11 protein-coding genes are annotated in these 13,863 nt (G+C 63.3%); 4 read left to right on the top strand and 7 right to left on the bottom strand.

Translation table 11 applies throughout. The features are described from left to right. Positions 1-2: 2 nt before the first annotated feature. On the bottom strand, positions 3-1,346 hold the full coding sequence (locus ACXAF5_RS20375) for a Na(+)-translocating NADH-quinone reductase subunit A (RefSeq protein ID WP_474948000.1): 1,344 nt from the start codon (positions 1,344-1,346) through the stop codon (positions 3-5). Between the two features lie 211 nt (positions 1,347-1,557). Here ACXAF5_RS20375 and ACXAF5_RS20370 point away from each other — a divergent pair, with 211 nt between their 5' ends. Then, entirely contained in the window at positions 1,558-2,547 is a 990-nt protein-coding gene (locus tag ACXAF5_RS20370) for an FAD:protein FMN transferase (protein WP_474947999.1), read from the top strand. A gap of 40 nt (positions 2,548-2,587) precedes the next feature. Further along, positions 2,588-2,827 (top strand): (Na+)-NQR maturation NqrM, encoded by a 240-nt coding sequence (nqrM, locus tag ACXAF5_RS20365; RefSeq protein ID WP_474947998.1) that lies wholly within the window; start codon positions 2,588-2,590, stop codon positions 2,825-2,827. Between the two features lie 80 nt (positions 2,828-2,907). Here nqrM and ACXAF5_RS20360 read toward each other — a convergent pair whose 3' ends face one another. Next, positions 2,908-3,090 (bottom strand): hypothetical protein, encoded by a 183-nt coding sequence (locus ACXAF5_RS20360; protein WP_474947997.1) that lies wholly within the window; start codon positions 3,088-3,090, stop codon positions 2,908-2,910. A 78-nt stretch (positions 3,091-3,168) separates the two neighbouring features. On the opposite strand from ACXAF5_RS20360, the gene ACXAF5_RS20355 reads away from it, so the two are divergent. Continuing rightward, positions 3,169-3,690 (top strand): CBS domain-containing protein, encoded by a 522-nt coding sequence (locus ACXAF5_RS20355; RefSeq protein ID WP_474947996.1) that lies wholly within the window; start codon positions 3,169-3,171, stop codon positions 3,688-3,690. Positions 3,691-3,741: 51 nt separating this feature from the next. On the opposite strand, the gene ACXAF5_RS20350 is transcribed toward ACXAF5_RS20355, so the two are convergent. Beyond that, entirely contained in the window at positions 3,742-4,890 is a 1,149-nt protein-coding gene (locus tag ACXAF5_RS20350) for an HPP family protein (RefSeq protein ID WP_474947995.1), read from the bottom strand. Positions 4,891-4,943: 53 nt separating this feature from the next. Beyond that, a complete protein-coding gene (locus ACXAF5_RS20345; RefSeq protein WP_474947994.1) occupies positions 4,944-5,696 on the bottom strand; it encodes a sulfite exporter TauE/SafE family protein in 753 nt (250 codons plus the stop codon). Positions 5,697-5,776: 80 nt separating this feature from the next. Here ACXAF5_RS20345 and ACXAF5_RS20340 point away from each other — a divergent pair, with 80 nt between their 5' ends. Beyond that, positions 5,777-6,472 (top strand): FadR/GntR family transcriptional regulator, encoded by a 696-nt coding sequence (locus ACXAF5_RS20340; RefSeq protein ID WP_474947993.1) that lies wholly within the window; start codon positions 5,777-5,779, stop codon positions 6,470-6,472. Between the two features lie 47 nt (positions 6,473-6,519). Here ACXAF5_RS20340 and ACXAF5_RS20335 read toward each other — a convergent pair whose 3' ends face one another. From ACXAF5_RS20335 to ACXAF5_RS20325, 3 genes are read right to left on the bottom strand one after another with little or no spacing between them, the layout of a single operon-like run. Further along, positions 6,520-9,627, bottom strand: a complete 3,108-nt coding sequence (locus tag ACXAF5_RS20335; RefSeq protein ID WP_474947992.1) for a hypothetical protein — start codon at positions 9,625-9,627, stop codon at positions 6,520-6,522. 25 nt (positions 9,628-9,652) lie between these two features. Then, a complete protein-coding gene (locus ACXAF5_RS20330; protein ID WP_474947991.1) occupies positions 9,653-12,097 on the bottom strand; it encodes a hypothetical protein in 2,445 nt (814 codons plus the stop codon). 30 nt (positions 12,098-12,127) lie between these two features. Continuing rightward, positions 12,128-13,630 carry a hypothetical protein gene (locus ACXAF5_RS20325; protein ID WP_474947990.1) on the bottom strand — a complete coding sequence of 501 codons (1,503 nt, stop codon included), beginning with the start codon at positions 13,628-13,630 and terminating at the stop codon, positions 12,128-12,130. Positions 13,631-13,863 lie beyond the last annotated feature (233 nt).

Below are 13,863 nucleotides of genomic sequence, written 5' to 3'. Positions count from 1 at the left end.
TCTTATCCCTCTCTTTCGATCTTGCTGAGGCTGTCGCGCAGGGCGAGGCCATATTCATATTTGGCCGGGCAGGCAAAACCGCAGAGCCCGAGGTCTTCTTCGTCCAGTTCAAGCGCACCCAGCGCCTGGGCCTGATCGGTGTCCATCACCAAGAGCGCCCGCAACAGCTGCGTCGGCAGGAAATCCTGCGGCATCAGCTGTTCAAAGGTGCCGATCGGCACCATGGCGCGGCGGCCGCCGTTGAGGTTCGAGGTCAGCGCATAGAGCTTTTTGGAAAAGGCCGAGCCGAGTACGGGCTGCACCGCGTATTTCGAGGCCATCGGGCGAATCCAGCCCATCGGGATCTGATCGTGGTCTTCCTTGATCAGGGTGATCTGACGGGCGTAGCGCCCCAGATAGGCGGTGGCACCGTCGCCGGCGCGGCCGGAGAGGATGGAGCCGGAAATCATCCGAATCGGTGTGTCGCCGGAGAGATCCTCGGCGCAGAGATCGGTCATCGACGCGCCATCGCGGCTGCGCACGAGCCGGGGGCGGCTGCATTCGGGACCGGAGAGCGCGATCACGCGGCTGCTGTCCAGCCGGCCGGTCTGCAACAGACGGCCGATGGCGATCACATCGTGATAGCCGATGGTCCAGACGGTTTTCTCTGCCGACGGGGGCTCCAGGAAATGCATATGGGTGCCGGCCAGGCCCGCCGGGTGGGGGCCGGAAAAGCCCACCGCGGTCACGCTGGCCAGATCGGCGCCGGGGATCGTCGCACCGCTGTCCTGGCAGAGATAGGTCTTGCCCTCGGTGAGCACGGTCACCGCAGCCAGACCCTTGGCAAAGGCTTCGGGCTGGTCGTTGATGATGGTGGCGGCATCCCCCGACAGCGGTTCGCTGTCCATGGCGGTGACATAGATCGCCGCCGGGCTGCTGTCCGGGGCGGGCACCTTGGAATAGGGACGGGTGCGAAACGCGGTCCAGAGACCGGCCGTGCATAGTTTTTCCCGCAGCCCCTGCGCCGTGCTGTCATCACCGACAGCAGAGAAATCCACCGGTTCGGCTGCGTCGTCGTCGACCTCGATCTCGACGCTGACAAGCACCCGACGGGCGCCGCGGTTGATCGCCTTCACCCGGCCCGACGCGGGGGCGGTCACCAAAACCTCGGGCGTATCCTTATGCGCAAACACCGGGGCGCCTGCGGCAATGACGTCGCCTTCCTGAACCGAAAGCCGGGGTTTCAGCCCGATATAATCCTGTCCGAGGACGGCGACGGTCCGGACTTCTGCTGCCTCTTCGATCTTGTTGTCAGGTGCCCCCAGCACCGGAACATCGAGACCTTTTTTCAACGAATGTTGCTGCACGTCTTCATGTCCTGTCCATTTTCCGGCGCTCTTATGCGTTACTGCGACGCGGTTTGAAAGTTCTTTAGACGGAAATTTTCCAATTTACTGTTGAACCCGGGTTCTTTCTGCCCCAGAAGCTCTCGGGAACAACGCGTCCAACAACTAGCAGCATTAGCGGAGTAGGCCCTTGTCGAACCCTCTTCTCCTTTCTCGCCGTAGCTTCATCGTCATGCCACTTGCACTGATGGCTTGCAAGAAAGGATGGTCCCTGCTGGAACTCAGCGGGCTGACGATGGGCACCAGCTACTCGATCGTCGCTGTCGATCACAGCAAATCCATCGACAAGGCAGAGCTGCAAGGCGCTGTCGATCAGGCACTGGCGCAGGTCAATCGCCAGATGTCGAACTGGGATGCGGGCTCCGAGATTTCGCGCTTCAATGCGGCGGCTCAGGGCGCGGATGTCGCCGTTTCGGCCGAGCTGCACCACGTGATGCAGGCCGCGCAGGATGTGCATATGGCCAGCGACGGTGCCTTTGACGTCACCGTGGGGGCGTTGATCGACCTCTGGGGCTTTGGCGCCGGTCAGACGCCGGGCACCCTGCCGAGCGAGGCCGATATTGCCGCCGCCATGGGCTGCTGCGGTCAGGCGCAGTCGGTGGCCGTGCAGAACGGCGGTCTGACCAAGCTCAACGCCGGGGCAGAGGTCTATCTCTCCTCCATCGGCAAGGGCTTTGGCGTCGATCAGGTGGCGCGCGTGCTCAAGGGGTATGGCATCACCGACTATATGGTGGAGATCGGCGGCGATCTTTATACGGCGGGTCGCAACCCCGACGGTCAGCCCTGGCAGATCGGGATCGAGACGCCCGAGGCCTATGATCGCGGCGTGACCCAGGTGGTGGGCCTGTCGGACATGGGCATGGCGACCTCCGGCGACTATCGCAACTTCTTCGATCACGACGGCAAGCGCTATTCCCACATCATCGACGCCACCACCGGTCGCCCGGTCGAGCACGACACCGCGTCGGTCACGGTGCTGACCGACAACGCGATGCTGGCGGATGCCTGGGCAACCGCAATGCTGGTGCTGGGCCGTGAGCGCGGTCTCGAGATCGCAAATCAGCGTGATATGGCGGTGCTGTTCCTGGATCGTGCGGTTGAAAACGGTGCCACCGGGTTTACCTCCACCGCATCCGACCGTTTCAAGGCGCTGACAGCCTGAGTGCTGTCCGCCGGCGCCGCCTGAGCTCAGGGAGCCTTCAATGTCGACCTTTCTGCTGACCTTCGGATTGTTCCTGATCGTGATGCTGGGCATGGCCTTTGGCGTCCTGTTCAGCGGCCGCACGATCAAGGGCAGCTGCGGCGGGCTGAACGCGATTGCAGACGCGGATCAGTGCCTGGTCTGCAAGAAGGACATCGACCCCGACAGCCCCCTGCGCGAGCGTCTGGCCTGTCCGCGGGCCCGCAAGATGCTGGAAGAGATGGAGCGGGATCAGGGCTGAACGTCCGGCCTGTCCCTTTTTTCGAAAAATCATAAAGACCCTCGAAGACATCTTCGGGGGTTTTTCTGTTGGGGCGGGTGTCAGCCGGTGCGCATCGGCACAAAGCCCAGCACCAGCAGGCACAGCGCCGCGATCACGCCAAACAGCCACAGATGGCTGCGGGGGCCTTCAGTCTTCCAGACAGTGCGATAGCGATACCCCGCCAGGCAGGCGATCACAAAGAGCAGCGTGGCGCTGAGGGGGGTGAGGGTGACGTCGATCAATGGAACCTCTCTGATCGGAAAGCGTTTACTCGGGCGAGAATTGTAATACCGTATAAGATGATAAAGGGAGGAAATGCCATGCCTGCTTCATTCACTCCGAAAACACGGGGCTCCGAGAGCAAGGGAAAGACCAGCAGCCAGACGCTGAGCACCAACATGTCCGCCGCCGAGGCCAAGGTCAGCGATGTTCTGGCCAGCAAGGACGGGGGTCTGTTCTGGATCAACCCGGATGACACGGTGGCCCATGCGGTCGAGGTGTTGCGCGACAAGGGGATTGGCGCGCTGCTGGTGAAGAACCCGCAAGGAGACCTGGTGGGGATTCTCTCCGAGCGCGACATCGTGCGGCGCCTTGCGGACACGCCGGGCAAGACCCTGCCGCAGACGGTCAAGGATCTGATGTCGACCGATGTGGTCACCGCAACGCCGGATCAATCGGTGGTGGAGGTGCTGCGCCGGATGACCGACGGGCGTTTCCGTCACATGCCGGTGGTGGAACAGGATCAGCTTGTCGGCATGATCACCATCGGCGACGTGGTGAATTTCCGCCTCGCGGCGCTGGAATATGAGGCGTTGCAGATGAAGCAGCTGATCGTCGGCTGACCAAGATGCGCCATTGAACGGCACGTTGATCTGATCCCGCGCCAAAGGCGGCTAGACGTTCTGGCGCGCAGTGGAGCGGGCCAGGGCCACAATCAGATCGGTGCGGGTCACGATTCCCGCGATCCGCCCGTATTTGAGGATCGGAACCGCGTCGGTCTCCCCGTCGGCCATCATCGGCAGCAGCGCTCCGACCGGGGTATCCGGGGTGGCGCGGGGGCCGGCGACGCTCATGATGTCGCCAGCGGTGGTGGGTTTTCTCAGGGTGCGGTCCAGCATCCGACGGAGGGCGGACCAGTAGCCGCGATCCAGCCGCAGCGCATCCGCCCGTGCCTGGGTGATGAGATGCATCTGGAAGATCACACCTATGAACTTTGTGTCCAAGTCGACGACCGGCAGCGAGGTGAACCGGTGCTGCCGGAACAGATCGGCGACATCCGCGAGTGGCGTTGCCGGCGTGATCGTGATCAGGTCCTGCGACATGATCTCACCGGCCGTCAGCGGACCGGAGGCATGGCTGGCCGCCTGCAATTCCGCTGCCCCGATCAGTCGGGCGAGATCCTCCACCCCGAGGTTGAAGGACTGGCTGTAGCGTTCGAGAAGCGCCGTCAGCTCTGCCTGCGTCAGGCCGAGCCGTTCGGTCGGGGTGCGATCATCGGTCTGATGCGGGCCCGGGCTGTCGAATTGCCGGAACGGATATCGCCGCCCCGTAAGGCGCGCATAGACCGCTGCGCAGATCACCAGCGCGATTGTTCCCAGCGCGATCGGGGCGACCGCGAACCAGAAGCCTAGTTCGGCGATGGCCTCCGGGTTCATGGCCGCGGTCATGGCAACCGCGCCCGCAGGTGGGTGCACCGCACGACACAGCAGCGTGGCAAAGATCGCCAGACCGACGGCGACCGCGATCCGCACCGTGGGCTCCGCGATCAGCAGACAGACTGCAACACTGACCAGCGCCGCGACGGTATTGCCGACGATGGCGGACCAGGGCTGCGCCAGCGGGCTGTTCGGGATCGCGAACAGCAACACCGAGGAAGCACCGAAGGGCGCAACCAGATAGAGCCCCAGCTCGAGGTCGACGCCGGGCGACAGCAGGAACATCCCGGCCAGCCCCAAACCAAGCAAGGCGCCGGTGCCGGCCCGGATGGCTTCGTGCAGAGGGACGCGGGACACTGCGGGTCCGAGGGATCTGAGGAGTTGCACGCATTGGGCCTTTATCGCTGTGTGCCCGAAAATTCATCACCTTGCAGGAATGGTCAACTCCGTGACTGCACAAAAAACACCACGGTCATGATGAGGCCCACGGCGATGATGAACAGGCGCAGCAGGGCGGTATTCCGGACCCGCCGGGCCAGCGCCGCGCCCAGAACGCCGCCGGCGGCGCAGGACGGCGCCAGGATCACGGCTGTGCTCCAGTCGATCAGCCCGGCGAGGGTATAGGTCGCGACCGAGACAAGCGACAGAATCACCGACATCAGGTTCTTCAGCCCGTTCATCTGGTGCAGGTCGGTCATGCCGATCACGCCAAAGGCGGCAAGCAGCATGATGCCAAGCCCGCCATTGAAGTAGCCGCCATAGATCGAAACGGCAAAGATCACCGCATGACCGGCGGTTTCGGAGAGGTGACGTCCGGATCTCATCTGGTGGCGCAGATAGGCCGGACCAAAGGCAAAGGCGAGGGTGGCGAGCAGCAGGAACCAGGGCACGATGCCGGAAAACAGCTCGCCAGGTGTCACCAGCAGCAACCCCGCGCCGATCAGCCCGCCAATACTGGCAATCAGGATCATGCGCGCAAGGGCGGATGTCCCATCCCCGATGTCGTGGCGATAGGCCCAGGCGCTGCCGGCGTATCCGGGCAACGCAGACAGGGTCGCGGTGGCATTGGCCATGATCGGCGGCACGCCTGCCCAGACCAGCGCCGGAAAGGACAGAAAGGTACCGCCCCCGGCGATGGCATTCAGGGCGCCTGCGGCAAGCCCCGTCAGGATCAGGGCAATGGTGGTCAGCATGGTGTTTCTCCTGTGGCTGACGCGGCTGTTGCATGGATGTGAAATGGTCTGCAAATTGGTCTGAAATGGGGGGAGGGCGCATGACAACCCGGCGGGTACAACAGGTCTTGGCCGATCTTCAGGCGGTGCTTGCAGCGCAGCGCATCCTGCCGGGGGATCGCCTGCCGTGTGAACGGGATCTGGCGCGCCGCCTGGGATGCAGTCGCGAAACCCTGCGCAAGGCCCTCGCTGAGTTGGAGCAGGCGGGCGAGATCTGGCGCCATGTCGGGCAGGGGACATTCTACGGTCCGCGCCCGCGCGGGCATCCGATCCGGGAGCGGATTCTGGTGCAAGGGGCGTCGCCGCTTCAGTTGATGCAGGCGCGGTTGACCATCGAACCCTCTGTGGCGGCCGAGGCGGCCCTGTTGGCGTCGCGCGCTGATGTGGCCTATCTGACCGATCTGGTGCGCCGGGGCACCGGGGCGACAACCCGGACCGAATGCGAGGAGATTGATGCCGCATTTCATCGCGGCATCGCCGAGGTGACCGGCAACCCCATCCTGCTTGGCCTGCTGGATTATCTGGCGGGCGTGCGGCGGCACGCCGCCTGGCAGCGGGAATGGGAGATGACCTACCGCAGATTGGGCGTGACCGCCTTTACCGAGCGCCACAGCCAGCAGCATCAGGCCATCGTCGACGGCATCGCCAGACACGCTGCCACCGAGGCGGCAGAGGCCATGCGCGGCCATCTGATGACCATAGATGACGCCATGCGCGGGGCTGGCTTGCCGGCCTGAATTCTGACGCCGGGGTCAGATCCCCCGAAGGATCTGATCGCGGTGGCTCAGGTGGTTTCCAGCAGCTTTCGTTGTGGCGCGACCACTTCGGCGATGAGTTTTTGCAGCGCGCGATGCTTCAGCGAGGTCTTGGCGCCCAGGGTGTGAACATAATCGGCCATTTCCTGATGCAGGCCGCCGGTCTCCGCCTCGGGGCTATAGGCCTTGAGCGCCTTGCCGAGGGCGACGACGGCCTCCACCGCGGCCCGTTCGACCGTCTCGTCCGGCGGCGTGCCGGTGCGCGCCGCGGTTTCGACCGCCTGTTCAAACGCGGGCACGGCGGTCTCATAGGTGGCCAGCGTGCTTTTGATGCGTCCGGCATCGGGTCCGGTGACAGTCGGCTTGGCGACGCTGGTGGCCTTCATGTGGAAGCGGCAGAAGCTCTCATAGGTCAGTTCGATCTCGCCCGGGTGCCAGTCATTGGCGACCCCGACGGCGCGGACCACCACCGGGTCCTCGTCATAGAGCTGCTCCAGATAGGTCACCACCTTGTCGACATTGGTCTCGGGTTGGGCAAGCGTGCGTTCATTGATGCCGCAGCGGCGCATGGCCTCCTTGGCGATGGCGTTGCCCTCGACCTTGGCCCCATAGGCCATGGCGTATTTCGACAGGGTCGGGTTCTTGCGCAGGGCCATGCGCGCAGCCTTGCGGTTCTGCGGCTGCTCCAGCGCTGTCTTGTATGCGGCCCAGGCCTGCGCGATGGCGACGTTCTTCTCAATCTCGACACCGAGGTCGAGCAGCGCCTCGCCGGCGTCCGCACCAGAGGAGATCGCCAGCCCGATCGGGGCGGCGGGGGACAGTTTGGTGGCTTCGCCCGCGACTTTGACCGCCTTGATGCCCACCCTGATGTCGGCAATGATGTTCTGTTTCGTTTCAAGCCCGTAGCGGTTCATCATCGCATCCAGCTGCACCGTTGCAGCGGCGCCCGCGTCCTCGACGTTTTCGATCCAGATCAGGAGCTGCTCGGCGTGTTTGACCGCTTCGGCGATAGCAAAGGCCAGTTCGGCGCAGGCCTGCACCAGCCCCATGCCGGGCACCAGGTCGGCAATCAGCCCGGGGCCCTTGGTGACGATCTTCTGGGCCAGCTGAAAGGTCATCTTGTCGCGCTGAACGATGGCGATCAGCGTCTCCATCGAATCGAGCCGCTTCTGTTCCGCGGCGGCGATTTCCTCGGCGTCGGAGCTGGGCGGTGGGAAGCCGGTGACCAGCAGTTCCTCGAAGGCGGCGTCCTTCTCTTCCATGAAGGCGCGCAGCTTTTCCTCTTCGGAGCGCGCGGCGGCGGCTTCCTCAAGCGCCTTTTGTTCCTTCAGCTTGTTGATCGCCTCGATCGAGATCGGCGCGGTGTCGGGCCCGTCGATCTTGCCGTATTCCTCGGTGCTCTCCTGGGCAAGCTTGGTGGCCTCTTCCAGCTTGGAGCGGGCGGTTTCCAGATCCTCGCCCAGCTTCTCGCTGTTTTCGGCGGCGGCAATCGCCTTGATGGCATCCTTGACGCCGCTGGACCCGATGATGCCTGCGGCGGCGTCTTCCATCGCCTTCATCGCGGCCAGCGTGTCGGGCGGCGTCTTCGCCATGGCCTGCTTGACGGCGGTGGCATGTGCGGCGGTTTCGAGGCCGGTCTTGATGTACTCGCCGATGGCGGCCACATCGCTGTTGCCGGTCCCGGCAAGCCCGGTGGCGATCCCGTCGCCAAAGGATTTGAACGCCGCTTCGACATTGCCTTCGGCCAGATGCTTGCCGGCGGCTGCACCGCGCGCCCCGGCGGTGATGGTGCCCGTGATCGCGGTGGCGACCTTGGCGTCGACACCGGCGGTGGTCAGGGATTGGCCCAGCATCTTGGTCAGCGTATCGGTCACCGCAAAGGCGTCTTTCTGGGCGATGGCGTCCGGCAGTTCCTGCGCGCCGGTGCGCAGGATGCCGATCACGGCCTTCACCTCGGGAGAACCGACGGCATTGCCGATTTCGGCGAGGATGAAATCCATCGCCTTGCCCGGTTTTGGCGGATCTTCTGCCAGGGCCTTGGCGGCGCCGGTGGCGGTGGCGAGTCGCGAGATATTCTCGCCGATCAGCTTGCCCACTTCGGTCAGCTGCTTGTCGCCGGTGGCGGCAAAGCTGGAGGTGATCGCCTTGCCGAATTCGTTGAACGCCCCTTCGAGGTCGCCTTGGGCAATCAGTTTGCCCGCATTAGCGGACCGCGCGGCGCCATTGATGATGCCGGTCACGCAATCGGCCACGGTGGGATCAACGCCCGCACTCTTGAGGGTGGTGCCGAGGGCCTCGTTGAAGATGTCGACCGCCTTGATGGCGTCGCGTTCCTTGACCACCGTTGGCACGATCTTGCAGGTGGCGGTAAACACCACGTCGCACATCTCGATGACCTCGGCGGCCTCCTTGGTGTCGGTGAGCACCTTGGCGTTTTCGGTCACAGCCGCGACCGATCCGGCAAAGCCGGTGAGCTTGCCCGCCGCGTTGATCGTGGCCTTGCCGATGGTTTCGACCGGGGCGAATTTCTCCAGGAAAATATCGGCCTTGGACATGTTCTTGGAATGCTCCTGCAAACGCGCCTCGTAGAGGGCGGAGCTTTCCTGAAAGGTCTGGACCACTTCGGAGTGGCGGTCGTTGATCATGTTTTCCGGAATGATCCCCTGCCGCATCAACGGCTGCCACAGGTCCCGCGCCATACGGTCATGGGCGTCCTTGATCGCCTGCGCTTCTTCGTAGGTCGGGAAATCCGGATCTGCCGGTTCCGGCACCTTGTAGTAGTCGAGCTGTTCCAGTTCCGCCTGCATGGCGAGGATCTTCTGGTATTGCTCTTGCAGCCGCCCCAGTTTGTCGCCGTCGATGGGCTTGGCGCCGGGCATGTCGGCGTAGGTGTCCACCTCGGCAAAGGGGTCGTGCTTGGCGGTGTCCAGAAGCGGCATCGACTTGCCGTTCTTCAATTCCACCTGAATGGCGGCAAAGGCGTCCTGCAACTCTTGCAGGGCTTCGTCGGTCAGGGTTTCGGCGATCATCTGCGCGCCGGCCTGGCGCTGCTCGAAATCCGTATCCGCCTGTTGGGCCTGGGCGGCAACGCCGGTGACCTGGCCAACCCAGGTTGTCTGTTCGGGCGTCATGGGCATGGGGGGTCCTCCCTCGTCGGTCGGCTCAAACGCCGCGCAGGACTTCAAGTTCGATGTAATTCAGGATGGCGTTCATGGGCACGGCGATACCGTTGACCTTGAACGGGTTCATGGCGGCGTGTTTGACCAGCGCGTTGCCCTTCATGTAGCCGCGATAGAGCCGCACCAGGCGCAGCGCATCCTCGCGGGCCTTTTTGCGCGCTTTCTCGTCGCCTGCGGTGTCCGGGTCGCCCAGCACCGAGGCGGCGGCATCAAAGGCGGTCGCGTCAAAGGCGGTTGCGACCTTCTCCATCGCCGTCAGGCCGGACTTGGCCTTGCTGGCCTTGTCCCCGTCAAAGCCGCTGTCTTCGTCGACCGCGTCACCGGCGGTGCGCGCCAGGGTTGCCAGATCCTGGCTGAGCCGGTTGACGGCCGAGGCCCAGCTCTTGCCGATGCCGGCGAGCTTGTCGAAATTGTCGACCGGTTTGGGCGGGTTGCCCATGGCGCGGGTGATGCGGTGCTGAACGCGCGACCGGATTTCCTCCGCCGCCTCCAGATTGCCGCCCTTGGCCTGGCTCAGCGCAGACTCGTTCAGCTTTTCGATGGCCTCGTATTCTTCGCGGGTCTGCTCGGTGATCTGGTCGCTGGCCTTGAGCTTTTTCAGATTGCTTGCGGTCTGCTTGGTGCGGGCTTCGAAATCCTTGATCTTGCGCTCTTTTTCCTCTCGCGCGTCGACGGCGGCCTGTTGATCGGTCAGCAGTTCGGCGACCACCCCCATATCCGCGGGGTCCGGGGCGGTGCCGGCCTTTTCGGCGGCCCGCAGACGGGCGGTGGCGTTGAGCCAGGCATCGGCCTTGGTTTCGACGTCGGTCAGTTTGATCTCGGCATAGTTCTGCAGCGTCGGATCCTCGCCCACGATCATGCCATGGGCCTCGGTCAGGGTGTCGCGCAGAGCGCCCTCGTATTTGTCACCGGTCACACCAAAGGCCTTGCGCAGCATGGTCGCGACCGTGCCGTGGTCTTCCTTGCCATAGTCAAAGATCGCCTTGGCCAGCGCGTTCACCTTTTTTTCCACCGCCTTGTATTTGACCAGCGTGTCATCGCGCCAGACGCGCATGTCATCGGTGGCGGTCTTGAAGGCGTCGACCTGCTTGGCCAGCGCATCAAATGCGGTGTGGGCGGTGTCGGGGGATTGCTCCTGCCAGCTCTCGTGCAGCTCGTTGAAGCGGGTTTTCAGCTCGTCATATTTGGTCGGCTGGATTTCCGCGGCGGGCAATTTTTCGGTGCCGCCGGGTTTGCCGATCACTTCGGAAATCTGGGCGATCAGGGTTGCGCTCTTTTGGTTGATGACCTCGGCGTGGCTCAGTTCGACGAGCAGCGTATCGGCCTTGTCCAACAGACCCGCAAGCGGCGCGAGCGCGCCGATGTTCTTGCCCTCGTTCAGCACCAGCTCCGCCATGGCGATAAGGTCTGCCAGTTGTTCCTTCTGCGCGGCGGGCACCTTGGTGCTGAGCCCGGCCAGCCCGCTTGTCAGCGTGTTGATCTTGGTCCGGTGTTTCTGGGCTTCGGTGTCGAAGGCCTGCGCCGCGTCGGTGCGGGCCTTTTCGGCCTGGGTCTTCCACTTGGTCAGGGTGGCCAGTTCCAGATCGTACCGGCGGGATTTTTCGGCCTTGGTGCCGATGTCGCGCAGCGTCTTGGCAAAGGCATCCGCCTTGTCGACCTCCCAGTCGATGAGATCGTCGGCGATCGTCTGGCATTCCTGTATGGTCTGGCGGAACTCCGGCGCCTTGCGCATGGCCTCGGCCAGGGTTTCGAGCGCGGCGGTGTCCTTGAGCGCGGCATCGACCTTTTCCATCAGGGTCTTGCGGGTGGCCATGAACTCCTTCAGCGCGGTTTCCATGGCCTGCTTCGCGTCCTCAAGCGACAGGCTCTTGTCCTCGACGGCGTGTCGGATGGCATTGTGCTTTTGCGAGGAGAGATTGGCGTGGGCCTGGGCAAATGCGGTGTCCGGCACCTGGAGCACGTTTTCGGTATCAAGCTGCGCCAGACCCTCGACCTTGGTCTCCAACTCCTTGAGTCTGGGTTGATCCTCGCTGACCGCGCTCTGGATCTGGCGGTAGAAACCCTCGGCCAGTTCGGCTTTTTCGCCGCCTTCCTTGCCCTTGCGGGCGTTTGTGATGCCCTGACGCAGGGCGCGGCGGGCGATATTCTGGAAGTCGCCGGCACCGATCACAAAGGTTCCGTTGGCCTCGCTCATGCGTTTGGCGTTCAGATATTCATCGTGAAAGAAGGTGTGCTCGGGCGAACCTTCGAGGCCGCGCAAGGCCGACAAGGCGGCCTGTTCGGCGCTCAGATAGGTCCGATAGCCTTCGATCAGGTCCTTGTTTTCCTTCAGGTTGCGCTTCTTGCCGAGTTTGGCGAGGCCCTTGCCGGTGGTGAAATACGATTTGATAAACGTCTGCTGCGGTTTGGAAAGATCATCCCAGGGCATGACGGAAACTCCTGTCGGTCAAAGACCTCGTTATTTGAGTGCGCTCTCGATTTCGGAGAGCGCCGACGCAGCGGACGACGTGATCGCCACATTGGCAAAGCCGTTGTCGGCGTCGATCACGCGAAAGAAGTCGCCAGAAAGTTCTGACTGATATTCCTTCAGCAATCCGCGGGCCTGCGCTTTCAGGGCCTCCCGGTCACTGCCGGGCGCGGCGTTCACCACCTCGTCCAGCTTGTCGGACAGGCGGTCGTCAAGCCGATCCAGGTAGGCGTCCAACTCTCCGACGTTGTCGGCCACCGGCTGCAATTCGGGGTCGCCATTGCACACGGTTCGGATCGCGTCCTGAAGCTTCTTCAGTTCGCTGTGCATGGTGGTGAGGGTGCTTTGCCATTTCAGCCGGGAGATCGCGAAAGGCTTTACATCCTCTGGCACATCGGCGGCGTAATCGGACCCTTCGGACGCCATCGCGGCGGCCAGCAAGGGCTGCGCCCGGGTCAGCGCGGCGACGGCCTTGTCATAGATCCCGTCTGCGGCGTTGTTGTTGCCCCATTCCCAAAGCTTGAGGAAATCGCCCCGCGCTTTTTCGTCCGGGAACCGGTTGTCGCGCAGGGCTGTCTGCACCTGCGGCTCCATTTCGGCAAAAAGCTTGGTGTAGTGTTCCTGTTCGGGGCTGGTGCCGGAGCTGTCCGAGGTGGATTGAGGTGCGACGGTGTCAAGCGCCTGCGCCAGTTTGGCCAGCCCGGCAGCGGTCTTGTCCAGATCCCCGGCTTTCAGGGTGCCGGCCAGGGTTTGCACCACTTTGGCAAGCTTGGACTTTTGCGGTTCTTCAAGCTGTTTGACGCGCCCGGCGAGCGATTTCAGCTGGGTTTCCAACCCGGCGCGATCCGCGGTGTCCGTCTGGCCAACCGGATCGCCAGAGCCCGCTTGCGCGGCCTCGATGGCGGGCATCACCTTGTCGATGGCGGCATTGGCCTGCTCCAGCTTGCCGGCCTTGAAGGCAGCAACCACGGTTTCGACAGGTTTTGCCAGCTTGGCCTGTGCCGGATCGGGCAGTGCCTTGAACGCCGTCACCATGGCCTTGATACGAGTGCCGACGGCACCGGCGTCGGGGCCGTCATCCTCTGCGTCGTCGTCGTCCTCCGCGTCCGCGAATTCGTCATAAAACGCGTCCGGATCGGCGTTGTGTTCGGCCAGGGCGGCCTCCAGATCCTCTTCGCCAAGGACAACGGGCTGCAGGCTGATCTTCTGCGTCTTGAGGTATTTCTTCAGCTTCTTGCTGAGGGCGGGGATCGACAGCTCGCACTCGAGCTTCATCACCTTGCCTTCGGTCTCAAAGGTGCCAAAAGCGGCTTTGCCGCCGTCGCCTTCGGACTTCGCCTGTTTGCCCAGCATCTTGGCGGGTTTCTTCAGGTGAAGCAGCAGGTAACCGTCGGCATCATCCTTGCCGGGATTGAACGCAAAGCTCACGGGCTTCTTGCGGCTCTTTGAAATGATCTTCTTGATCTCGGGGCCGCTGAGCGGTTCTTCGGCCATGGACGCCTCCAGGCAAAGTAATAATGTTATCTGTTAAGTCGTCTTAATATTCCGTACACCTTTCGCGACGTGGGGTCAGTAACAATCTTATATGCGGGTCGGGGGAATTGTTGCGGATCCGGCCCCGCTGCGACGGCCAGCCGGTGCGGGCACGGATGCGCAGTGGGGCCAGTAAACGCAGGGGGATGACATCAAAAACGCGCACCCGGCCACACGGTGCAGCTGTGGCCGGG

The sequence above is a fragment of the Epibacterium sp. ABV4_022 genome, assembly GCF_056159345.1.
The sequence above is the reverse complement of the archived record's forward strand: the minus strand, read 5'-3'. Positions and strand labels throughout refer to the sequence as shown.